The sequence below is a fragment of the Catonella sp. genome (genome assembly GCF_052169795.1).
Lineage (GTDB): Bacteria > Bacillota > Clostridia > Lachnospirales > Lachnospiraceae > Catonella.
Window position 1 is genome coordinate 13,414 of the sequence record NZ_JBQNBU010000006.1, and the last position, 23,885, is coordinate 37,298.

25 protein-coding genes and 1 other RNA gene are annotated in these 23,885 nt (G+C 33.6%); 23 read left to right on the forward strand and 3 right to left on the reverse strand.

The window, feature by feature from the left end; translation table 11 throughout:
• The first annotated feature begins 125 nt into the window (after positions 1-125).
• The 12 genes from ACTTKP_RS01660 to ACTTKP_RS01715 all read left to right on the forward strand — a co-directional run bounded on the left by ACTTKP_RS01660 (position 126) and on the right by ACTTKP_RS01715 (position 10,501).
• Positions 126-284 (forward strand): hypothetical protein, encoded by a 159-nt coding sequence (locus ACTTKP_RS01660; protein ID WP_442552171.1) that lies wholly within the window; start codon positions 126-128, stop codon positions 282-284.
• 181 nt (positions 285-465) lie between these two features.
• The gene (locus tag ACTTKP_RS01665) at positions 466-1,368 is read left to right on the forward strand and encodes a hypothetical protein (protein ID WP_442552172.1); all 903 of its coding nucleotides are present in this window, start codon (positions 466-468) and stop codon (positions 1,366-1,368) included.
• Positions 1,346-2,554 carry a CpaF family protein gene (locus ACTTKP_RS01670; RefSeq protein WP_442552173.1) on the forward strand — a complete coding sequence of 403 codons (1,209 nt, stop codon included), beginning with the start codon at positions 1,346-1,348 and terminating at the stop codon, positions 2,552-2,554. The genes ACTTKP_RS01665 and ACTTKP_RS01670 overlap by 23 nt, the downstream gene beginning before the upstream one ends.
• Positions 2,535-3,272, forward strand: a complete 738-nt coding sequence (locus ACTTKP_RS01675; RefSeq protein WP_442552174.1) for a type II secretion system F family protein — start codon at positions 2,535-2,537, stop codon at positions 3,270-3,272. The genes ACTTKP_RS01670 and ACTTKP_RS01675 overlap by 20 nt, the downstream gene beginning before the upstream one ends.
• 1 nt (position 3,273) lies before the next feature.
• A complete protein-coding gene (locus tag ACTTKP_RS01680; RefSeq protein ID WP_442552175.1) occupies positions 3,274-4,488 on the forward strand; it encodes a type II secretion system F family protein in 1,215 nt (404 codons plus the stop codon).
• Positions 4,489-4,500: 12 nt separating this feature from the next.
• On the forward strand, positions 4,501-4,758 hold the full coding sequence (locus tag ACTTKP_RS01685) for a Flp1 family type IVb pilin (protein WP_442552177.1): 258 nt from the start codon (positions 4,501-4,503) through the stop codon (positions 4,756-4,758).
• Positions 4,759-4,776: 18 nt separating this feature from the next.
• Positions 4,777-6,288 carry a DUF5702 domain-containing protein gene (locus tag ACTTKP_RS01690; protein ID WP_442552178.1) on the forward strand — a complete coding sequence of 504 codons (1,512 nt, stop codon included), beginning with the start codon at positions 4,777-4,779 and terminating at the stop codon, positions 6,286-6,288.
• A gap of 286 nt (positions 6,289-6,574) precedes the next feature.
• The gene (locus ACTTKP_RS01695; protein WP_442552179.1) at positions 6,575-7,210 is read left to right on the forward strand and encodes a hypothetical protein; all 636 of its coding nucleotides are present in this window, start codon (positions 6,575-6,577) and stop codon (positions 7,208-7,210) included.
• A complete protein-coding gene (locus ACTTKP_RS01700) occupies positions 7,182-7,604 on the forward strand; it encodes a hypothetical protein (protein ID WP_442552180.1) in 423 nt (140 codons plus the stop codon). Before ACTTKP_RS01695 ends, ACTTKP_RS01700 begins: the two co-directional genes overlap by 29 nt.
• The gene (locus ACTTKP_RS01705; protein WP_442552181.1) at positions 7,601-8,002 is read left to right on the forward strand and encodes a TadE family protein; all 402 of its coding nucleotides are present in this window, start codon (positions 7,601-7,603) and stop codon (positions 8,000-8,002) included. The genes ACTTKP_RS01700 and ACTTKP_RS01705 overlap by 4 nt, the downstream gene beginning before the upstream one ends.
• 16 nt (positions 8,003-8,018) lie before the next feature.
• Positions 8,019-9,359, forward strand: a complete 1,341-nt coding sequence (locus tag ACTTKP_RS01710; RefSeq protein ID WP_442552182.1) for a DUF6382 domain-containing protein — start codon at positions 8,019-8,021, stop codon at positions 9,357-9,359.
• 68 nt (positions 9,360-9,427) lie between these two features.
• Complete coding sequence (locus tag ACTTKP_RS01715; RefSeq protein ID WP_442552183.1) at positions 9,428-10,501, forward strand: undecaprenyldiphospho-muramoylpentapeptide beta-N-acetylglucosaminyltransferase; 1,074 nt, start codon at positions 9,428-9,430, stop codon at positions 10,499-10,501.
• Between the two features lie 103 nt (positions 10,502-10,604).
• Here the strand turns inward: ACTTKP_RS01715 and ACTTKP_RS01720 are convergent, their stop codons facing one another.
• The 3 genes from ACTTKP_RS01720 to ACTTKP_RS01730 are packed head-to-tail and all read right to left on the reverse strand — an operon-like array spanning position 10,605 to position 12,613.
• Positions 10,605-11,021 (reverse strand): HIT family protein, encoded by a 417-nt coding sequence (locus tag ACTTKP_RS01720; RefSeq protein WP_442552184.1) that lies wholly within the window; start codon positions 11,019-11,021, stop codon positions 10,605-10,607.
• Between the two features lie 19 nt (positions 11,022-11,040).
• Positions 11,041-12,036, reverse strand: coding sequence for an SCP2 sterol-binding domain-containing protein (locus ACTTKP_RS01725; RefSeq protein ID WP_442552185.1), 996 nt, complete (start codon positions 12,034-12,036; stop codon positions 11,041-11,043).
• On the reverse strand, positions 12,026-12,613 hold the full coding sequence (locus ACTTKP_RS01730) for a rhomboid family intramembrane serine protease (protein WP_442552186.1): 588 nt from the start codon (positions 12,611-12,613) through the stop codon (positions 12,026-12,028). Before ACTTKP_RS01730 ends, ACTTKP_RS01725 begins: the two co-directional genes overlap by 11 nt.
• Before the next feature lie 249 nt (positions 12,614-12,862).
• Here ACTTKP_RS01730 and ACTTKP_RS01735 point away from each other — a divergent pair, with 249 nt between their 5' ends.
• From ACTTKP_RS01735 to radC, 11 genes are all read left to right on the forward strand, one after another.
• The gene (locus ACTTKP_RS01735; RefSeq protein WP_442552187.1) at positions 12,863-13,531 is read left to right on the forward strand and encodes a helix-hairpin-helix domain-containing protein; all 669 of its coding nucleotides are present in this window, start codon (positions 12,863-12,865) and stop codon (positions 13,529-13,531) included.
• A 39-nt stretch (positions 13,532-13,570) separates the two neighbouring features.
• Complete coding sequence (locus ACTTKP_RS01740; RefSeq protein ID WP_442552188.1) at positions 13,571-14,260, forward strand: response regulator transcription factor; 690 nt, start codon at positions 13,571-13,573, stop codon at positions 14,258-14,260.
• A gap of 43 nt (positions 14,261-14,303) precedes the next feature.
• Positions 14,304-15,731 carry a sensor histidine kinase gene (locus ACTTKP_RS01745; protein ID WP_442552189.1) on the forward strand — a complete coding sequence of 476 codons (1,428 nt, stop codon included), beginning with the start codon at positions 14,304-14,306 and terminating at the stop codon, positions 15,729-15,731.
• Positions 15,718-16,662 carry a GerMN domain-containing protein gene (locus ACTTKP_RS01750; RefSeq protein ID WP_442552190.1) on the forward strand — a complete coding sequence of 315 codons (945 nt, stop codon included), beginning with the start codon at positions 15,718-15,720 and terminating at the stop codon, positions 16,660-16,662. The genes ACTTKP_RS01745 and ACTTKP_RS01750 overlap by 14 nt, the downstream gene beginning before the upstream one ends.
• Positions 16,649-19,039 carry a DNA internalization-related competence protein ComEC/Rec2 gene (locus ACTTKP_RS01755; protein ID WP_442552191.1) on the forward strand — a complete coding sequence of 797 codons (2,391 nt, stop codon included), beginning with the start codon at positions 16,649-16,651 and terminating at the stop codon, positions 19,037-19,039. Before ACTTKP_RS01750 ends, ACTTKP_RS01755 begins: the two co-directional genes overlap by 14 nt.
• Before the next feature lie 87 nt (positions 19,040-19,126).
• Positions 19,127-19,306, forward strand: a non-coding RNA gene (gene ssrS / locus ACTTKP_RS01760) — 6S RNA.
• A gap of 103 nt (positions 19,307-19,409) precedes the next feature.
• The gene (locus tag ACTTKP_RS01765; protein WP_442552192.1) at positions 19,410-20,228 is read left to right on the forward strand and encodes a transglutaminase domain-containing protein; all 819 of its coding nucleotides are present in this window, start codon (positions 19,410-19,412) and stop codon (positions 20,226-20,228) included.
• A gap of 254 nt (positions 20,229-20,482) precedes the next feature.
• Positions 20,483-21,481: a phosphate acetyltransferase gene (pta, locus tag ACTTKP_RS01770; RefSeq protein ID WP_442552193.1), complete on the forward strand. Its 999-nt coding sequence runs from the start codon at positions 20,483-20,485 to the stop codon at positions 21,479-21,481.
• 47 nt (positions 21,482-21,528) lie between these two features.
• A complete protein-coding gene (locus tag ACTTKP_RS01775; RefSeq protein ID WP_442552194.1) occupies positions 21,529-22,722 on the forward strand; it encodes an acetate/propionate family kinase in 1,194 nt (397 codons plus the stop codon).
• Positions 22,723-22,853: 131 nt separating this feature from the next.
• Positions 22,854-23,036: a 50S ribosomal protein L32 gene (gene rpmF, locus ACTTKP_RS01780; RefSeq protein WP_023353071.1), complete on the forward strand. Its 183-nt coding sequence runs from the start codon at positions 22,854-22,856 to the stop codon at positions 23,034-23,036.
• 133 nt (positions 23,037-23,169) lie between these two features.
• Positions 23,170-23,874, forward strand: a complete 705-nt coding sequence (gene radC, locus ACTTKP_RS01785; protein ID WP_442552195.1) for a RadC family protein — start codon at positions 23,170-23,172, stop codon at positions 23,872-23,874.
• Positions 23,875-23,885: the final 11 nt, after the last annotated feature.

Here is a 23,885-nt window from a genome sequence, read left to right on the forward strand (position 1 = left end):
TTTTTACCAATAAACTTTGTTAGACTTTCACAAAAATTTCAAGCAAATTTCAACAAAGTTACATATTGAAAAAAATTAAATCTATGTATATACTATTTACATAGATACAAAGAAAAGAGGTTCATATGGATAATTTTTTCAGTCCGGAAGATTTAGCTTTATTAAATGAAGAGCTTGAGGAAATGGAACATTCAGCCGTAAAAAATGAAGAAGATGATCCTGAGATGGATGCAGCTGCAAGAAGGTATCAGGAAATAATTAAAAAACATAAGGGCGACCGGTAATCCGGTCTCCCTAAAAATTAAAATAAATAATTCGCTGTTCTGTAGTAATATTTAAAATAATTATTTGAAGTTTATTAAAAATTATCATTTATTTTCAAAAATAAAAATTAATATGTGTAAGAGGTCTATTTTATAATAGTCTTTTTTGTGTACCCAAAATATACAAGGAGGTGGTGTAGTCTTGCAAGGGGAAACTCTGGCAATTTATGATAAAGAAGAGGCTTATGTTGAGGCTTTATCAGATTATCTTAATAAAAATATGGAGTTAGGAATTGTAACAGTTGCATTTTCTGATTCTAATAAGCTTGTAAGTTATTTAGAAGAAAGAAAAAGCAGTTATGTTATTTTGGGCGAAGGGTTTGATAAAGACAGCATTAAAGGTAAAATAAATGAAGATAAGATTATAAGCCTTGTAAATACTAAAGAGATAGAAACTAATGGACCTTGGATTTATAAGTATCAATCGGCAAAAGCTATAACTAAAGAACTAAAATCTATTATTATTCAAGACGAAGAAGAACTAATTTCAGAAAATAATCTCAACATTATATTTTCAACTAAGAGTAGCCTTGAAAGGGAAGAGTATACTGACTTATTACTTTCAGATCTAAAGAATAAAGGTTCTGTACTTTATATAAATATGGAACAATTTCAGGGACAATCTGAAGACAGGTATAAAGAAGGAAGAGGAATGTCCGAACTCATTTATTATTTGAAACAGGGAGGAGAGAAACTTAAATGGAAATTTAAATCATTAATAGAAAGAGAAGATATATCGGGCAGGATAATGCCGGTTAACTGTCCTCTTGATTTGGATGAGCTTACAAAAGAAGATGTGAAAACTTTGCTAAGCCTATTTAAGGGACTTAGTGAGTATGACTTTATTTTAGTAAATCTAGGGATTTTAAATCGTGCAACTTTTGAGCTTATGAAAGCAGGATCTCATATAGAGATTGTTGTAACAAGAAAGAAGGGTGACAGGGAAAGTGCAGAAAATTTAATATCTCACTTTAAAAGGTTAGGTATGGCAGATGTGGAAAGAAGGGTGGAAATAATAGAATTTGGAACAGACACTTGGATATAAAATTAAAGAAGAATTGTTAGACCGACTTGATTTTTCAAGAGAACTTACAGATGAAGAGGTGATGAATGAAATCGAAGAAAGGGTTTTAAACCTAAATAGCGATGAATACATCAGTATTACAGAAAAGAAAAATCTCTGTATTGAGATATTTAACTCGGTAAGGAGGCTGGGGATTTTACAACAGCTGATAGATGATGAAAGCATTTCTGAAATTATGGTTAATGGACCTGAAAATATTTTTATTGAAAGAAATGGTAGAATACAGAAGTTTGAAGGCAGGATAAATTCTGAGGAGGAACTTGAAGATATAATTCAGCAGATAGTGGCAAAGGTAAATCGTACAGTAAATGAAGCAGAGCCTATTGTAGATGCAAGGCTTACTGATGGCTCAAGGGTAAATGTGGTACTTCCACCTATTGCACTCGGAGGAGCAGTAGTTACGATAAGAAAATTTCCTAAAATTCCAATGACGATGAAAAGACTACTGGAATTTGAGACATTAACCTCTGAAGCAGCAGATTTTATACAGATACTTATGGAAACAGGTTGTAATATTATAGTGAGTGGTGGAACATCTTCAGGCAAAACTTCATTTCTAAATGCTCTTGCTGATTATATACCTAAAAAAGAAAGGGTGATAATAATTGAAGATTCAGCAGAATTGCAGTTATTTGGAATACCCAATCTTGTTCAGATGGAAACAAGAAATGCCAATGTGGAAGGAAGGGGAGAAATAGGAATAGGAGATTTAATAAAGTCCTCACTAAGAATGAGACCTGACAGGATATTGGTGGGAGAGGTGAGGGATGGGAAGGCAGCAATAATGCTTCTTAATGCATTTAATACAGGGCATTATGGAGAGTCGACAATCCATTCAAATTCAGCAGCAGATACAGTATCAAGGCTTGAAACACTTGTACTTACAGGTGCAAATATACCTTTAGATGCTGCAAAGAGACAAATTGTATCGGCAATTGACTATATTATATATCTCGGACGGCTTAAGGATGGGAGGAGGAAGGTTTTGGAAATAAGTGAATTATATGAAGATGATACCGGTAATATTACATTAAATCAGATATTTGAATATAAGCCTGACTTAGGGCTTGTCAGGTGTGGAAATCCTAATAGAATGTCAAAGTTTGAAATGGCAGGTTTTAGCAAAAATGAATTATTCAAAATATAAGAGAAATAAGTTAGAATGGATTAAACTAATAGGAATATGGTCGCTTATATCTATAAGTCTTGGGATGCTTTTTTATAAATCCATTATAGGAATTTTAATAGTACTTCCATTTGGAGTTATATTTGAAAGAATCAATAGAAAACATCTGATTGAAAATCGTAAAAATGAATTGGCAGCCCAGTTTGTAGAATTTTTACAAGTTATCCTTTCATCCTTAAAGGCAGGAACTTCACTTGAGAGAGCCATACTTTCAGCGAGAGAAAGGCTTTACAGTCTATATGATAATACTTCTTTAATAATGTGTGAACTTGTTTCTATGGAAAGTAGTCTTAAAATGAATATTCCGGTTGAAGATATTTTATATGATTTTGGAAAGAGGAGTGATATAGATGATATAAATCAGTTTGCAGAAGTATGTAAAGTATCAAAGCGGGCAGGAGGAAATCTGATACAGGTTATGGAGCATACAATAAGGTGCATCGTAGATAAAAACGAGATGGAGAGGGAAATACAGGCTTTTATCAGTGGTAAAAAACTTGAAAGTAAGTTTATGACAGTGATTCTTCCGGCAATACTTTTGTATATGAATATTTCAATGTCAGATATGATGAAAAGCCTGTATCAGGGGCTTGCAGGGAGACTTATAATGAGTGGTGTGTTGGCAGGTTATGGTTTTTGCTGTTTGTGGTTTGACAAAATAACAGATATAAAGGTGTGAGATGGAAGCATATAGAGCATTTGATAAAAAACAGAAATTAATCATATTAATATCCTTATTACTTACAGTGCTGGGGATAGTGGCAGGGTTAATATATGATAGCCGTCTAAAAAATGAAGAAGTAAAAAAGTTTATAAGGCCTAAGTCCTACGAGAATCCTACGAATATAAGTTTTGAATTAGAAGTTGATGGAGTTGATACAGATGAGAAAATTAATTATACAGGACAGGTAGATGTTAAAAAACTGTCAGAGAACGAGATTGATAATTATTTGAACAAGGCTTTAGAGGAAACTGAAAAGAATATGTTCAGAGAAGGGGAAAGTAAGGAAAAAGTCATCACCGGTATAAATATAGAGCCTAAACTACCGGAAAATCCTGTAGATATAAGTTTTAGTACAGATGAAAGTGAAGTTCTATTTGAAAATGGAGATATTAATTTTGAACTGGTTAAGGAAAAGAGGAAGGTAATTGTTAAAATATTAACTAGCTATGAAGAGAGGGAAAAGGAGAAATATATAGATATTATAGTTTTTCCTAAAGCATTGACAGAGGAAGAAAGGCTTAAAAATGCAGTAACAGAAAAGATAAATTTAGCATTATTAAGTAGTGAAAATGAGATTGTTGAAATCCCTAATGAAGTGGAAGGGCATATGGTGAGAGCTTTTTTTCCTAAAAAAGAAATTACAGGAAGTATTGCAGGATTTGCGATTGTTTTAATAATCTGTCTTTTTGTAGTCTTTAATGAAGATAATAAAAAGAAGATAAAAGAAAGAGAGGAGGAATTGAAAAATGGTTATACAGAATTTGTCGGACGCTTTGTTATTCTTTTAGGTGCAGGACTCGGTATCTTGGCGGTATGGAAAAAGCTTGAAAAAGGCTTTACATCCAATAAAAGTTTAAACGAGGAGATTAGGTTTACACTTTGGGAGATAGGTAACGGAAAGACAGAAAGGGAGGCTTATGAGAATTTTGGACGGAGGATAGGAGGAACACAGTATGCTAAGTTTGTATCGGTAATAAATCAGAGTTTAAAACTAGGTTCGGGGCAGTTGCTTAAGAGATTGGAAGCGGAGTCTGAAGCAGCTATGTTTGAAAGAAGGAATAATGCTAAAGTTATGGGAGAGGTGGCTGATACAAAGCTTCTACTGCCTATGATGATACAGTTGGTACTTATTATGTTGGTGATTATGGTTCCTGCCATAATGGCAGTGTGAAAGGAGAATGATATGAGAGTATTAGGAGAAATTAAGCAAAGAGCAAAAGATTTTTGTTATGGCTTCGAAGTGAAAAAAATGCTTGCAAAGGACAGGATTAAAGAAATTCAAGAAGATAATAGAGGAATTGCTGTAATTGAAATAATTTTGATATTAGTCATTGTCCTAGGTTTAGTATTAATTTTCAGGAATAATCTTAAAACTATGATTGATGAAATTTTCAGTAAGATAAAGGGCAATCAGAAAAAGATTGTAGCTCCATTAAGCTAAAGAGGGAAGGAGAAATAAATGAGGGCAAAAGGAAGTGTCACGATATTTTTATCTTTGGCTCTCATTCTTGTCATAGCTCTTGTGGGCAGTCTTTTAGAGTCTGCAAGAGTTACGGTGGCAAGGGAAATTGCTACAGATGATTCATATTTGGCAGTCCAAAATATTTTAGCTGAGTACCAGAGAGAAGTTTGGGATGATTATCATGTGTTTTTTGTTGATGCCTCAGAAGTAAATGGTGAAGGTGGTGCTATAAAGCTGGGAAATTCTTATCTGAATAAGATGCTTCATAGTGAAAATAATGATTATATGGGTGCAAGAGCTGATTTTACAGAGATTGGTTTTAAGGAAAATATGACAGAGAATAACTGCTATTATTTTGTAAAGCAGGCAGCAGCCTACATGAAGTATAGGACAGCAACAAGCATGGGAGAAAAATTGATTGGTAAGAAAGATATATTAAAAACTGCTGAAATAGATGCAATGAAAAAAGCTTTAAAAATCAAGGTCGAGGCTGAGAAAAAGATAATAGAAATTGAAAGAGAAAAGAAAAAACTTGAAGAAAAAGCAGAAAAAGTTAAAGATAATCTAAATAAAGTGAAAGGATTGTCAGATGGGGAAGTGGTTGGTGTTAATGAAGGCTCAGATAAAGAAAAGATAAATGTTAAGCCCATTAAAAAATCTGAAGCAAAGAAAAAATATAAAGAATATCAGAAAAATTTAGATATTGCAACAAATGAGGGGGCTGCAGGAGGTCTTTTGGGAATGTTCTTATCTTCAGGAAAAAGAGTTTCAAAATTACATATAGATAATACTGTTTGGAATGAGATAGAAACTATGGAGAAAGAGAATAAAACTTTGGCAGATGATGGATTGTTAATAATGTATGCAAAAGAGCATTTTAAGAATTTTTTATCTAAGAGTGAAGAAAATGATAAAAGAGAGGCATTAAAATATGGTATTGAATATCTGATATCCGGCAAAAATAGTGATGAGGGCAATCTTAGTTCAGTTGCCAACAGAATATTCGGTATAAGAACATTGGTTTGGTATAGCTATCTTCTTACAAGACAGGATAAGGTAGCCGAGGCTGAAGCTATAGCCATTGCCATAGCCGGAGCATTAGCACTGCCTGCTGCAGTAGAAATCATAAAATTGGGTATCATTATGGGTTGGGCAATAGACGAGGCCAGACAAGAAGTAAGAACTTTGTTAAATGGTGGAGAAATACCTATGTTTCCGGGAAATACCGGAGGAATGAAGCTAAAGTATGAAAGCTTTTTAGATTCATTCATTGTTTTAGCCGTAAATACTTTGCCTGTGAGAACAGTAAAACTGATAGAACAGAATATTAAGGTAAGATATTATAATGGCTTCAGGGCAGACAATTTATATGCAGGAATAACAGGTGAAGTAAGGATACAAGTAGAGCCGAGAATATTTAGGCTTGCTATGTTAGATGGGATAGTGCAGAAGAACTTTAGCAATTGGGAATCAAGAATACAGGTTTCACAAAGCCTTTGTAGAGAATAACAGCTGTTGCAGACTGTCCATATACAATCAAAGAAAGGAGTGTATATTTTTAGTAATAAGAAATAGTCATCCTATGATATGCTGTCATTGCTATGAGGAAATAAGGTTTTCTATAGGCAATGAATGCAGGTTATATAAGTAATATGTTACCCTGATATATTATTTCATCAAAATTATAAATCCCACAAAGAGCAGAATCAAATAGCAAACAATGTCAAATTTTATCCAGGTATATGGACAGTCTGCAACAGCTGAATTAATAAACATTATGTAAATGGAGTAAAGAGTGAAAAGGTTAAAAGGAAGTCTTACTATTGAGGCGGCAGCTGCCCTTCCGTTATTTATACTGGCAATCAGTCTATTAATATTTTGGACAAAATTTTTACAGACTCAGGCAGAATTGAATTTAGAGGCAACTGACAAAGCAAGAGAGATGGCAAAATTAGCATATCTTACAGAAGATGATATTGGTAAAAATCCTCAACTTATAGAAATTGCAAAAGGAGAGATTCTTAACGGTGCATATTTTGAAAGGCTGGCTGTAGCAAGACCATTTACAGGGAATTTGTATTATGGTAAAGAGGGTGGTAATGCTGAAGATAACAGGATAGTGTTTGTTACAAAAAATGGTGAGGTATATCATACAAGTAATATATGCAGTCATATCAATCTATCAATAAGAGAGGTTGAATTTAATTCAGTGACTAAACTTAGGAATAATGGGGGTGGTAAGTATTATCCCTGTGAATATTGTGCAAGAGGAGGTTTGAATGGAATGGTTTTTATTACAAAAGAAGGTAATAGGATACACAAGAATAAAAACTGTGTGGGGTTAAAAAGAACAGTGGTAGAAATAAAAAAGATAGATGCCATAGCAAATGGATATCGCCCTTGTGAAAGATGTGGAAGAGTACATGATTAGTGCAGGACTGTTAGCTTTACTGGCAGTAATTGATTATATGAAGAAAGAAATACATATTTTAGTATTAGTACCGGTTATAATTATATGGCTTATAATGCCTGTATGGAATAATTCTATAAGTATTTCTTCAATAGTGGCAGCAGGTATACTGATAGGTTTTAGTTTGGCTGTAAAACAAGCATTAGGTATGGCGGATGCTATAGTTTTATCTTTAATTGCAGTTACAGAAGGAATCTTTGGTATGCTGATTATTTTCTTTATTGCAAATATCATATTTCTTATATTTGCAGTAATAAAGTTGGGATTTAAGCAGAAGAATAGGGAATATCCATTTATTCCATTTATATTTGTGGCATTTATCATGATAAAAATTATTTTTAGTGAGGGACTATGAAGTTAAAAGGTAGTATGGTAATTGAAGCAGCAATAATATTTCCTATGATAATTACTGTTATATTTGCCCTTATATTTTTAGCATATTATGAGCATGATATAGTTGTTTTAAGGAGTGACATAAGGACTGAACTTATCAAGAATGTTGCAGAAAATATTGATAGTGAATGGAATTTTCCAAAAGAAAACAATGAAAATTTATTTTATCTTTCATATGATGAAATGAAAAGTCATAAATCAGGTGGGAGATGTTTTGTATCAGCTAATGCCGTATTTACCATCTTTCCTTTTGTATCAGAATATCTTGATAAAGATTTAACAGATGGCAGTTTTGAAGAAAGTTATGAGGAGTATCTACCTTGGAAATTTGTGAGAAAGATAGGAAGTATAGAGGAGTGAGGAGGATGGTTGTAAGATGGAAAAGTTTAATTACATTCAAGACGGAGGAAAGAATTATTTAAAGTCGGATAGAATTAGCAGGATGGATTATGTGACAGAAATGCTTATAAAAAATGAAATACCATCTCTGGCTCCGGCAAGATTTAAAAGCTTAAATGCTGAAAATTATATATGTTATGATATGAATGGTCTTATTTCTATAAGACAAAGTTTTGAAATGAGTAAATTAACAGCAAAGCGGGCAGAGAGTTTTCTTCGCTCAATAATAATGGTATGTAAAGGAATGGAAGAATTTCTGTTACCATTTAACAGGCTGATAATAGATGAAACATATATTTATGAAAATTATGGCAAAAAGGAAGAATTTTACTGGATTTATGGCAATGATGCTACAGAAGGAAGTTTTACATCTTTATTTGAAAGGCTCTTAGATAGGGTGGACTATAAGGATGATAGGGCAGTTAAAATGATGTATTCTATGTATCAGGCAGCAAAAGATAGTGAAGAAATCATAAACAAAGACATTGGAGGAAGCAGTCTTTTTAAGATTAAGGAAAAGGCAGAAGAAATATTATCTGCACCATATAAAAATTTGGATGTTAGGGCAAAAGAATTGATTATGATGGAAAATAAACAGGCAATGATGGAAAAATCAGTATATGACAGAGATACTGAGCCAGATATTTATGAAGAAAATAAAAAGATGAGGACAGATGTAGAAAAACAAGATTTACTAAAAGGAAGATTTAATTCTAAAAAGATAGTTAAAGAAAAGGCAATTAATAAAGAAAAGGCAATTAAAGAAAAGGCGGTGAAAGATAAACAAGCTAAAGGAAATACTATGGATAAAAAATTCAATATGAAATCAAAATTTAAACAAGTATGGGATTATCTGAATGCAGATATTGGCAGTAAGCCTGTAAAGGAAGAAAACATGCCGGTAGCAGTAGAGGAAGAAATGCCTTATAATCTAAGAGAAATAAAAAGCAGGGTTGTAGAGAAGCGAGAAGTTGAGTATAATCCTACAACATTGCTCACAGGAGCTATGATTGGAAATGGTATTTATTGTCTAAAATCTGAAGAACTGAATGATGAGAATATCTTGCTTACTGAGTTTCCATTTTTTATAGGAAAATCAGGAGAAAAAACCAACCATAGGATAGAAGACAGTACTGTGAGCAGATTTCATGCCCGAATTGATAAAGAAGAGGATGACTTATGGCTTACAGACCTCAACTCTACAAATGGTACTTTCTTAAATGGAATAAGAATGCTTCCTTATGACAGGGTTAGGATTAGCAGGGGGGATTCAGTAGTCATATCAAGAAAAAGATATGAAGTTAAATATATGGGATAACTTATGTTGTATTTTTCAAGCTAAAGTCTTATACTAGGATAGTTATATATGAACTTTGGAGGTTGAAAATGAAAAAAATAGTTTTAACCGGTGGCGGGACAGCCGGTCATGTGACTCCCAATATTGCACTTATTCCGGCATTAAAAAAAGAAGGTTATGAGATTCACTATATAGGTTCTTACGATGGGATGGAAAGAGCCATGATTGAAAATCTTGGCATCAACTATGTAGGAATATCTTCCGGAAAACTGAGAAGATACATGAGTGTTAAAAATTTAACAGATCCGTTTAGGGTATTAAAAGGTTTTAATGAGGCTGTTAAAATTTTGAAACTGGTTAAGCCGGATGTAGTATTTTCGAAGGGTGGATTTGTAACAGTTCCCGTAGTTTTTGCCGCTAAAAAATGTAAAATTCCGGCAATTATACATGAGTCAGATATGTCACCAGGGCTTGCCAATAAGCTTTGCATACCTAAGGCGGAGTATGTACTGGCTAATTTCCCGGAGGCATTGGAAAAACTTCCTAAAGAAAAGGGCGTTCTATCAGGAACACCTATAAGAGAAGAACTTTTTAAGGGTGATAGAGAAAAGGGACTTAATTTCTGCGGATTTACCGGTGATAAGCCTGTTCTTCTGGTTGTAGGGGGAAGTCTTGGTGCTGTAGCTGTAAATGAAGCTGTAAGAAAGATAATTACAAGACTCACTGAAAAGTTTGATGTAGTTCATCTTTGCGGTAAGGGAAAGTTTGATGAGAGTTTAAGTGATATGAAGGGTTATGTTCAGTTTGAATATGTGAGTGAGGAGATGAAAGACATATTTAAAATTACAGATTTAGCACTTTCAAGAGCCGGTGCAAATGCGATTTGTGAACTTTTAGCCTTAAGAATTCCTAATATCTTGATACCTCTTTCTGCAAAGTCAAGCCGTGGAGATCAGATTTTGAATGCAGATTCATTTAAAAAGCAGGGATTTTCAGAGGTACTTAATGAAGAGGATATAACGGAAGAAGGATTGTTAGATCTCATTTATAGAACCTATGAGAATAGGGAAGAATACATAAGCAATATGGAAATGAGTTCCCAGACTGATTCAATTAAAATAATTATGGATTTAATTCAAAAATTAACAGAAGATAAGAAATAATAGGAAAGCTATTATCCCATAAGTAAAAGTGGGGTAATAGCTTAATATTTTGTTGTAAATAATAATATTTTAAAATTTTTATTCAACCAAAATTTTTCGGAGTTTATAAAATTTGATTAATATTTTCGGCAAATTTAGCAGCTTCGCCGGTTTCATAATTTTCCTGGGTCCAGGTGATTTTGCAGTTATCTTTGTTATAGCGTGGAATGACATGGACATGGAAGTGAAATACAGTCTGTCCGGCAGCTGCTTCATTGTTTTGTAAAATATTTATACCATCACAGTTTAACAGCTTTTTAAGGGCAATAGCTATTTTTTTTGCAAGTACAAAGGTTTTTTCAACATAAACATCTTCAAGCTCAAAAATATTGGCTGCATGAGATTTTGGAAGTATGATCACATGACCTTTGTTAGCCGGAGAAGCATCCATAATTGCTCTTAAGTAATCATCCTCATAAACAGTATGGGTTGGTATATCACCATTTGCCAGTTTACAAAATATGCAATTTTCGTCTTTCATAATTCATCCTTTCTTTTAATTATTCTTTCTGAAACTGAAATATAGTATCAAACATCCTAAGAGTTTTGAAGTTGCCCTTTGCAGCCAAATCACCGGACATAAAGGCTTTTTGGAAGGTGATTTTACCTGAAACTATATCATTAAGCACTTCGCTCTTGGTTCTTGATGCAACATCTGTTTCAGCAAGAGTGCCGTAGTAACATTTAAGTTCTTCTTTATTTATCTCTATAATGATGTTTTTAGATAAATCAGACAATTCTATTGAGTATGTGGCTTTAAAATCTTCCTGTGGTGTGAAGTGATTTCTAAATTGTTTAATTATATCGTTCTGGTCACTTCCCTCACTTCCAAGCATCTCCCTAAACATCTGTGAAAGTTCTTCAATATCTTCTTTTTGCTTTTTAACATAATTGTCATTTGAAACATAGACAGAGAGCTGTTCACTTTCTTGAGGAGTAAGCGGAAGATTACTTCCTACTACAGTATTACTTCGGATAGTAAATTCACTTGAAGGGAAAACAGTAAGATTTTGATTGATAGCCCTATAAAGGTCTTCAGCAAGCCGTTCTATTCTTCTTGCGTATTGTCCGTTTAATTCAAACTCTGTATGGTCTTCAACATAGGCAGTTATTCCCTGGCATATATGTCCTCCAAGAATCTTCCAAGCCCTTACAAGGTTAAGATAAGAATCATCTTCACCAAATGCAGTTGAGGTAACAACAGGCATCATAAAAAGCCCTGCAATTTTAGATTTATCACCGTAAAGCCAGCAGGCATCTAAGAATTGGAGCATATATCCTCCAATTCCGTACCACTCAAGACTGGATGCGAGTATAATACCGTCAGCCTCTTTCAGTGTTTTTGGGAGCATGGTTATACTGTTTTTTTCTTCATACAGATTATATCGTTTGACCTGTACCCTAAGTTCTGTTAGAACTTCTGTAATTTTGTCACATACATAAATCGTGGGATCTTCTATCAGTCCCCTTCCACCATAATAAATGTTAATGTTCATGCCAAGTACCTTCCTGATTATGAGAATGTTCAGTTATAGCAAGACCGATTATAAAACCGGAGATAAGTCCGCCTAAATGTGCTATATTATCAGTGTTTGAATTTGCAAATCCTGCATAAAGACTGAAAACAGCAAATAATATAATCTGCCTTTTAGAAATTGTTCTAAGTTTGTTTCTGCATTTTACAACTGAAGATATAGAAGCTCCAATCAGAGCAAAAATCGCACCCGAAGCCCCCAGCGAAACAATTTCCTTGCCAATTATCATATTATAAGACAAAGAGGCTATGCTTGCAAGGATTCCGCCAAGAAAATAAACAAAGCTAAAGCGAATCCTTCCTTCAATGCTTTCGTACCTCTTGCCAATTGTAAAAAGGATGAGCATATTGTTTAAGAGATGGTTTAAATCTGCATGAAGGAAAATTGATGTAAAAATGCGATAATATTCACCATTCCATTTAACAGCCATCCACGAATTATCAAAATTTGATATTATATCAATACCATTTTGCAGTAAAAACATATTTAAAACTATGTAAATACCTATATTTAATCCGATAAGTATATATGTTATCACAGAAATTCTCCTTTTTGATAGATGGGGAAGAAAATTATCAATTTTCTTGTAAGCACACCTTTTTAATATAACAAAATTTACAAAAGACTTCAATAACCACTTGTATTTATTGAAAATTTGAGGTAAAATATAGATGTTTGTTAGTTGATTATAAGAATTATTCTTAGGGAGAGTAATTTAAACACTTTTTTTGGGCAGAAACAGGGGAGTGCTTTGTTTCTGCCTACTTTTGGCTAATAAGGAGGTATAATGAAGAGTAGGCTGCAATTAATTGTGGTTCTGCTTTTTGTGGGGATAGCCGGAGTATTTTTTGTGTTTTCCGGTAAAAATACTGAAAACACAGCAGAGTTAGAAGTTGTAGAAAATGAAGCAGAGCAGGAGAATTCAAAAATAGATATGATGTCATCTATTACTAAAAAAACTGAATTGCAACAGGAAGAAATTAAGGAAAAACTGCCATCTAAGATATTTGTACATATTTGTGGAGAAGTGAAAAAGGAAGGTGTTTACCAAGTTGATTCCAATGCAAGAATTGTTGATGCAATAGAGGCGGCAGGAGGTCTTACAAATAAGGCTGCAAGCTATGGAATCAATCAAGCTGAACAGTTAAAAGATGGCATGCAGATTTATGTTCCGTCAAAAAAAGAGATAGAAAAACTTGGCGGAAACGGGCAGATTTTACACCCGCCTTCTGCATCAGCAGGTTCATCTGAGAGTACGCAGGGAAGCCTTATAAATATTAATCTTGCTTCAAAAGAAGAATTGATGAAAATTAAAGGGGTTGGAGAAGCAAAGGCTGCACTTATAATTAATTATCGGGAAACAAATGGCAGTTTTAAAAACATAACAGATTTAATGAAGATTAAAGGAATTAAGCAGAAGTTTTTTGATAAGATAAAAGATAGTATCTGTGTCTAGTAAATAATTTGTGATATAGATTAGAAAGGGTGACATATTATGGCAAGAAAAGTTCTTGTTGTAGATGATGAGAAGCTCATTGTTAAGGGAATCAGGTTTGGGCTTGAGCAGGACAGTATGGAAGTCAGTGTTGCTTATGATGGAGAGGAAGCCCTTGAAATGGTTAAAACAGGAAGCTATGATATTATACTTTTAGATCTCATGCTTCCTAAAATGAATGGATTTGAGGTATGTCAGCATATAAGAGAATTCTCGGATGTTCCTATAATTATGCTGACTGCAAAAGGTGATGATATAGATAAGATAATGGGACTTGAATACGGGGCAGATGATTATATGACAAAGCCTTTTAATATTCTTGAGGTAAAGGCCAGAATAAAAGCAATTCTTAGAAGAAATGAAAAGAATAAAGTAGTGAAGGAATCTTCGGGAAAGACACTTTACGGTGAGCTTGGAATTGATTTTGAGGGACGCAGGGTATATATAAAAGAAGAAGAGATTAATCTTACTGCTAAGGAATTTGACCTTTTGGAATTACTTATTAAAGATGAAAATAAAGTATATTCAAGGGAAAAACTCCTAAATATAATTTGGGGTTCTGATTATCCGGGAGATGTAAGAACTGTAGATGTGCACATTAGAAGGCTTAGGGAAAAAATAGAAGAGACTCCGGGAGAACCTAGATATATCCATACTAAATGGGGGGTGGGTTATTATTTTAAAAATTAAGCCGTTCATCCAGCTTATAAAAAGCTTAAAATTTCAAGGATTTATGGTTGTATTTTTAGTAACATTAACATCTCTAATTGTGTATTCAAACATTTTAATAGCTTCATACGATAAGAATTCTTATGAAACAAGACTTTCCATAATTAGGGAATATGGTGTCACAATAGCTAATAATTTAAGTGTTTTGGGGGTTATAAATAAGGATACCATTACTGATTTTGAATCTGAAATAAAATATTTTTCGAACATGTATGATGGAAGAACCCTTGTCATTGATAAGAATCTTAGAGTACTTTTTGATACTTTTGGACTTGAAAAAGATAAGACACTTATTTCAGAAGATGCTATAGCAAGTCTTGGAGGCAGGGAAAGTATATATAGAAATAAGATAAAAAACTATGTGGAGCTTATATTGCCCATAAATAACCAAAATGATAAGTCGGTCATTGGTATGTTGGTATTTAGTTTCTCTTTAAAAGCTCCATCATCAATAGGAGAGAAACTTTCTTATACTGCAGTTACTATTCTTGTAATCATAGCCGCTATAGCTCTTATCATAGCTTTTATATATGCTTTCGGTATTTCCAAAGCCATAAATAAACTTTCTTTAGAAATAGATAAAATTACTGATGGAAATATTGATGAAATCAGTTCTGTGTATGGATATACAGAACTGGAAAATATTTCACTTTCATTTAATAAGATGTTGAGTAAGGCCAAAAAATTAGAAGGAAGCAGGCAGGAATTTGTGTCAAATGTTTCCCATGAATTAAAAACGCCTATGACTTCAATGAAAGTATTGGCTGATGCACTGTTAAGCCAGCCTGATGCAAGTATTGAAATGTATAAAGAATTTATGATAGACATCAACAATGAAATAGAGCGTGAAAATATTATAATAAATGATTTGCTTTCTCTTGTGAAGTTTGAAAAAAAAGCTGAGAGCATAAATATTAAAACAACTGATTTAAATGAATTGCTCGAACAGATTTTAAAAAGATTGAGACCGATTGCAGTTAAAAACCATGTTGAATTGGTGTTTGAGAGCTTCAGGGCAGTGAGTGCAGAGGTTGATGAAGTTAAGCTTTCATCTGCAATTTCAAATCTTATTGAAAATGCTATAAAATATAATAAAGAAGATGGTTGGGTAAGAGTGTCGCTAAATGCGGATCATAAATTTTTCTTTGTCAAAATAGTTGATTCGGGAATAGGCATACCTGCCGAATTTCAGGATCAGATATTTGAAAGATTTTATAGGGTAGATAAGGCAAGGAGCAGAGGTACGGGAGGTACCGGTCTTGGCCTTTCAATTACTAAAAGTGTAGTTATGATGCATCATGGAGAAATCCGTCTTTATAGTAAGGAGAATGATGGTACAACTTTCACTATAAGAATACCGTTAAGTTATATTCCTCCTAAAAAATATAAAGACAAAAAGAAGGGTGGTGGATTGAAACTTGTCAGATTGTAAAATTACAAAGATTGTTTTGAGTATATTTTTGTTGGGGATTATTTTTAATTTGGCAGGCTGTAACCCATCTACACGGGAAATGACTGATGATAAGAATTATTATAAAATTTATTATGTCAATAATTTGGAAGATAAATTAGTTACTGAGGACTATTTTGCTAAAGAATCGGATATTGACAAGCTGGTTTATGAGCTTGTTGGTAAGCTTACAGATGTGCCGGAGGGGATAAATTTAAAAAAGTCCATACCTGATGAGATAAAAGTAAAAGATATAAAGAGAAATGGAGAGGTTTTATCCATTAATTTTTCTGAAAATTATAATCAGCTTTCCGGCATTTCGGAGATATTAAGAAGGGCAAGTGTAGTAAAGACTTTATGCCAGATAGATGGTATAAGTAAAGTAGAGTATACTGTGGAAAATCAGCCGTTGATGTATTCTGAAGCCAATCCTGTGGGAGCTATGGCGGGCGAGGATTTTATAGATAATACCGGAGGTGAGACCACATATTATCAGACTGTACAGGTAAGTTTATATTATACAGATTTAAAAGGAAAGAAACTTTTTAATACAAGACATAATGTGGAATTTGATGGTACTATCTCTTTAGAAGAACTTGTAATAAGACAGCTTTTGGCAGGACCTTTAGAAAATGATAAATTGTCTCCGGTTCTGCCGGCCGGAACTAAAATAAATAAAGTCAGCTTTAAAGATGGAATCTGTTATGTAGATTTTAGTGAAGAATTTCTTGAAGGCCGTGATGGAGTTGCGGATGAGGTAGTAGTATATTCTATTGTAAATTCACTGACGGATATAGGAAGTGTTACTAAAGTTCAATTTTGGATAAATGGTAAACCAATAGGATATTATAGGGAAACTGTGCCTATAGATTTACCGGTTGAAAGGAAGTTTGATATTATTGCTGAAAGTTAAAAGACCTTTGACGGTGATGGCATTAATTCTGATATTAATATTTGTAATTTATGATGAAATAATGCCAACAGTAAATTCAGAATATGTTGGAAGAGTGATGAAATTAAAAGGCAGGGTAACCGGAATTAAAGGTTATGATAAGAAATTTGGAGAAAAAACTTTTAGGCTTAGAGTAGAAGATGGACCTAAAGCAGTTCCTAAATTTTTTGTTAAGATAAAAGAGAGTAAACTATTTGCAGCTTGTGGGATTAATAGAAGAAAAGGTGAGGAAGGTGATAAGGAACTTGACAATTTACTCTATGGCAGAAACATAAGCTGTAAGGGTAAGTTTAAAAAATTTGATGAGCCTGCTAATACCGGACAGTTTGATTCAAAAACATATTATACAAATTTAGGTTTTATAGGTAATCTGGAGGCTGATGAAGTAACTTTATTAAGAGAAGATTTTTATTTAGACAGCTATCTTCGTAAAATAAATTTTGATATTTCTGAAAAATATCAAAAAATATTAGGAAGTCAAGATGCAGGAAGCCTGTCTGCTATGATTTTGGGAGATAAAAGTAATTTAGATGAAGAAATAAAGGAACTGTATCAGGAAAATTCAATAAGTCATCTTCTTGCGATATCAGGTTTACATATTTCACTGGTTGGAGGAGCTATCTATCTGTTCTTAAAAAAACTCAAGGTCAGTTTTTCTTTTCCACTGGTTGCGGCCGGTATTATTTTAGTCCTTTATGGGGCTTTTACCGGTTTTTCTGTTTCGGCAGCCAGAGCCGTAATTATGATGTGTATATTTTTCTTTTCATTTCTTATTGGAAAAAGTTATGATCTGCCAAGTGCTCTCAGTCTTTCGGCTATTATCATTATGTTTTTTAATCACAGAGTTATTTACCAAAGCGGATTTCAGCTTTCATTTCTTGCAGTAATAGGGATATTCTATATAATGCCTGAACTTATGTATATATGTAATGTAAAGAATTGTAATCAAAAGGGAATTCAAAAGGCAGGATATTTTATTCTAAGCTCGGTTCTTTGTTCTTTAAGTGTAAATATCGCAACTTTACCGGTAATTTTAATAAATTTTTATGAAATTTCTCTTATTGGAATATTTTTAAATATCATAGTTATACCTCTTATGTCTGTGTTGGTAATAACAGGACTATTTGGTGGATTTATAGCATTAATTTCCGAAACAGTAGGAAGTTTTATACTGGGAGCATCATACTATATTTTAAAATTTTATACCTTTCTTTGCAGGATTGGCGATGATTTTGTATCTTTTAGGCTGATTTTAGGAAAACCTGAGAAGTGGCAGGTTCTTATCTATTATTCATTCTTATTTATTTTGATTAATATTTTATCATTAAGGAGAAGGGCTGATAAAATAGAAAGATTAAAAAATAATTCAAAATTTCAAACCAATCGTTTTAGATATGTTTTGTTTACAGTTGCAAGTCTGGTTTTCAGTTTTCTCATTCTTATATATAGGAAGGAAGATTTTTCGATTAATATGTTGGACATTGGTCAGGGAGATTGTTTTGTAGTGCATGACGGTTGTAAAAATGTGTATATATCAGACTGTGGAAGCACAACAGTGGATGAAGTAGGGAAGAGGAGGCTGCTTCCGTTTTTGAAGTCAAAAGGTTGGAGTAAGGTAAATACTATTTTTGTTTCACATATGGATAAGGATCATGTTAATGGAGTAAACGATTTGCTTGGCTGTCCTGAAATAGATGTAGAAAGGGTAGTTATATCGGTTAGTTATAAATCAGAAAATTTAAATTGTGAAGAACTTGACAAATTAAAAAATTTAACCGGAAATAGAAAGATAAAGCTGCTCTATATGAAAAAAGATGATGAGATTAAGAAAAATGGTATAAAATTCAGATGTCTTTATCCTAAGGGAGATGAAGTTATTGAAGATCAGAATGAAGCTTCTATAGTTATGCGTATGGAATATAAAAATATATCTATGTTATTTACAGGAGATATAGCAAGCAGAACTGAAGAAGAGGTTATGAAATATGTTGATAAAAAGGAATTGAATTGTGACATATTGAAGGTTTGTCATCATGGAAGTAAAAATTCCTCTTTATCGGATTTTCTACATACCGTAGATCCTAAATTGTATATGATAAGCTGTGGTCTTATGAACAGATATGGTCATCCGCACAAAGATGCACTTAAAAGGATGGGGGCGGAAGGTGGAAAAATACTTAGGACAGACCATATGGGAGGTGTGGAAATAACATTAAATGAGGGGAAAATTTCTGCGAAGTATAACTCGAAAGACCTGTCAGAAAAAGAATTTTTGCCTGCAAAAGAATGTGATTGCGAAGATTGCATAAAATTAAAGGTAAATACACATTTTAGATAGGACTAAATATGATGATTGTAATTAATAAAACTTGAAAAATTAGTTTTTTTTTAGTATAATATTTCAATAGAAAGAACAAACAGCTTATGAAGCCTGGAATGTTCGATAATTTCTGACATTTTGAACCTACATGACTGAAAAAGGGATTCCTATATTTATATTCTGATGTCAAGCCTCATTTTACAGTGGAAGACAGATGGTATGTGCGGTTGCCCACCTGGTAAAAGCTAGGAGTCAAAAGTCGGAAACCGGCATTTTGGGCTTTTTTTTAACTTAATTAATTATAAAAGATAGAAAAGTGCTTGAAAATGGTTTCAAAAAGAGTTATTATTATACAAAAGAAATATAAAATGTAACCAAGGAGGCTATTATGAAAAAGATAAATAAATTCATGTTGGTCATAATGATGCTGTTTCTTATCTGCTGTACACGATATGATACGGCTTATGCTGACAGTGCAACAATTGAAAATGAAAATGACGGTACAGTTAAATTAGTTTACAACAATGACTATGATGTGAAAGTTAAATTGATTGTTCAGCTTACAGGAGGGACACAATATAAGTATGATATTCCAAAAGGAAGTGTAGATATAAAAATCCCTATGACTCAAGGAAATGGAGAGTATAAATTCATCCTTTGCAGAAATGTTTCCGGTACAAAGTATGCGGTTATGCAGACAGTTAGTGTCACACAATCATTATCAAGTGATAATGAGGCATTTCTTTCTTCAAATTATATAATTGACTGGGATAAAACCAATATAGCGATTAAGAAAGCACAGTCACTGGCAGGTAAGGGAAGTGATAATGATAAAATCAAGTATATTTATGAGTTTGTAGTGAAAAACTATTCTTATGATAATGCAAAGGCTAAGAATATAAATGACATAGCTAAGACAGCAGCTTATATTCCTGATGTTACCAAGGTTTATAATGCAAAAAAGGGAATTTGTTATGATTATTCGGTGCTTATGGCTGCAATGCTTAGAAGTGTTGGAGTGCCTACCAAGGTAGTTACAGGTTATACACCTAATGCAGAAGTATACCATGCATGGAATAATGTATACGCTAATTCTAAGTGGAATGTTATAGATACTACCTATGATGCACAGATGTATAGAGCAAAACAGAAATATTCTATGTATAAGAATTTTAGTGATTACAAGGATGTAGTTTATACTTATTAATGATTACAATCCCGTAAACAGATATTTTATTATGTGTCTGTTTATGGGATTTTATCTGTGTTTAACAGGAAATTTCTTTGGAATTCACTATTAAGCAAAAAAATATTTAAATTCCATTGTATGTTTTTAGTAAAAGGTTTATAATAGAATGTGGGACAAAACGAATTGATTTATATAAATTTACTATAATTGGTTTTTCCCAAAATATTTTTATAAATTTAAATTTTTAATATAGTTTGAAAGGAGTAAAAGTCATGTCGTTTATTGATCAAATCAAGGCTAAAGCAAAATCTTCAAAAAAGGTAATAGTTCTTCCTGAAAGTGAAGATATGAGAACCTTAGAGGCTGCTGATGCTGTCCTTAAAGAGGGGATTGCAGAACTTGTTCTTCTTGGAAAAGAGGAGAAAATATTAGAGGATGCTAAGAAGGGCGGATTTGATGTAACCGGTGCTAAGATAATAGATCCGGAGAAGAGCGAAAAGCTGGATGCTTATATAGCAGGCTTAGTGGAACTTAGAAAAAGTAAGGGGATGACAGAGGAAGAGGCAAGAAAGATACTTACTTCAAGTAACACATATTTCGGTGTAATGATGATTAAAATGAAAGATGCAGACGGTCTTGTTTCAGGAGCTTGTCATTCTACAGCTGATACCTTAAGACCAAGTCTTCAGATTCTTAAAACTAAACCGGGCACGAAGTTAGTTTCATCATTTTTTATAGTGGAAGTTCCTAATTGTGATATGGGAGAGAAGGGTACTTTTGTATTCTCAGATTGTGGACTTAATCAGAATCCGAATGCGGAAGAGCTTGCGGCAATAGCAAAGTCATCAGCAGAATCATTTAAGGCTTTGGTTCAGGCAGAGCCAAAGGTAGCCATGCTTTCATATTCTACTATGGGTTCAGCAAAGCATGATGATGTTACTAAGGTACAGGAGGCAACTAAGATTGCGAAGGCTGAAAACCCTGAGCTTGCTCTTGACGGAGAACTTCAGCTTGACGCCGCACTTGTAGCATCAGTTGGAGAATTTAAAGCTCCGGGAAGTAAGGTTGCGGGTCATGCAAATACACTTATCTTCCCAAATCTTGATGCCGGAAATATTGGATATAAATTAGTTCAGCGTCTTGCAAAGGCTGAAGCGTACGGTCCTCTTACTCAGGGAATTGCAGGTCCTGTAAATGACCTTTCAAGAGGTTGCTCGGCAAGTGACATAGTTGGAGTTGTTGCAATAACAGCTGTACAGGCTCAGATGTAATGGTATTTTTTATTATATGATTAAATAAATATAAAGGGGTATTTTTTATGAAAATTTTAGTACTTAACTGTGGAAGTTCTTCTCTTAAGTATCAGTTCATTGATATGGAGACAGAAGAAGTAATAGCAAAGGGACTTTGTGAGAGGATAAGTATTGATGGTTCTATGCTTACACACAAGGCTGTAGGTAAGGAAGATTTTGTACTTAAACATGATATGCCTAATCATACAGTTGCAGTTAAACTTGTTATGGATGCGTTGACTGATAAGGAGCATGGAGTAATTTCTGATGTTTCAGAGATAGCGGCAGTAGGACATAGAGTGCTTCATGCAGGTACAGTTTATAGCGATCCTGTTGTTGTAACGGAAGATGTTAAAAAGGTTATCAGGGATTGTTTTGATCTTGGACCTCTTCACAATCCTGCTAATCTTATGGGAATTGAAGCTTGCGAAGAAGCTATGCCGGGTACACCTAATGTTGCGGTATTTGATACAGGTTTCGGTATGGTGATGCCTCCAAAGGCACATATGTATGCTATTCCTTATGAATATTATGAGAAATACTCAATTCGTCGCTATGGTTTCCATGGAACAAGTCATAAGTTTGTATCAGGCGAAACAATAAGATTTGGTGAACTTCCTGAGGGACATAGAAAGGTTATAGTTTGTCACCTTGGAAACGGTTCTTCAATTTCAGCGTCAATAGATGGAAAGTGTGTAGACACCTCAATGGGACTTACTCCACTTGAAGGACTCATTATGGGTACAAGATCAGGAGATATAGATCCTGCAGTTATCCAGTTTATAGCAAATCATGAGAATAAGAGTATAGATGAAATCCTCAATCTCCTTAACAAGAAATCAGGAGTATTAGGCCTTTCGGGTGTATCAAGTGATTTTAGGGATATTGATAAGGCTGAGGCTGAAGGTAATGAAAGAGCAAAACTTGCTAATGATGCTTTTAAATACAGGGTAATTAAATATATAGGCGCTTATGTAGCGGCTATGAACGGTGTGGATGCAATAGCATTTACCGCAGGTGTAGGTGAAAACGGAGCACATACAAGAAAAGATATTTGTGCAAATCTTGAATACCTCGGAATAAAAATTGATGATGAAGCGAACAGTGTGAGAGGTAAAAATATGCTTATATCTACACCTGACAGCAAGGTTAAGGTTTTTGTTATTCCTACAAATGAAGAACTTGCTATTGCAAAAGATACTCTTGAACTGGTAAAATAATACTTGACAAATCGTTTAAATGCTTGTAAAATACTTGGGTATGAAATTTTATTGTTTATTCGAGGATTATTATCTATGTGATAAATCCTTTTGAATACAATGTATAAAGTATTGATAAGGGAGGTGTTCACATGTCAATCTGTCCAAAGAATAAGAGTTCTAAGGGCCACAGAGATGCTCGTAGAGCAAACTGGAAGATGAGTGCTCCGGCACTTGTTAAATGCAGTAACTGCGGAGAGCTTATGGTTCCTCACAGAGTTTGTAAGGCTTGCGGTTCTTACAATAAGAAAGAAATCGTTAAAGTTGAAGCATAAGAATTGATTAAACAATATAAGCCACTTCATTATATTAATATGAAGTGGCTTTTTTGTATTTTAAAGATATTTACTCTTAAGTATAATTGTGTTAAAATATAGGATGACTATTCCTTTTTACACTAAGAAGATTATGGAAACTATAAGAATCGAAGATTTACCCGAAGATGTAAGGCCTTTTGAAAAGTATCGGAAACAAGGAATTAACATGCTTACAGATGCTGAACTTTTGGCACTAATTCTTAGGACAGGAACAAAAAAACTTAATTGTATGGAACTTTGCAGAGAGGTTTTGGAATTAGGAGGAGGTACTCTTGCGGGGCTTTATGGGAAAACTGAGGCTGAACTTTGTAAGATTTCAGGAATTGGTCCTATAAAAGCGGTTGAGATTATTGCTATCTGTGAGTTGGCGAGAAGAATAGCAAAATCACGCCGTTCATATGATGAACCGCTGGATACGGCAGCAAAGATTTCTGCGAGATATATGGAGGAAATGAGGCATTTTAAAGAAGAGCATGTGTTGTTGCTTCTTTTGGATATAAAGTGCAGGTTGATTAAGGAACTGACTATTAGTATAGGAACTATTAATCAGTCATTTTTACGGCCAAGGGAAGTTTTCATACAGGCACTTAAGCATGAAGCAGTTAATTTGATACTTCTTCATAATCATCCAAGCGGTGATCCTACTCCCAGTAAAGCAGATATATGGATTACGGATAAAATTATTGAAGTATCTGAACTGATAGGTATTCCGCTTGTTGATCATATAATTATTGGAGACTGCTGTTATATAAGTTTTAGAGAAAAAGGATTGGCTGATTTTAAAATAAAAAAATAGAGATAGAAAGG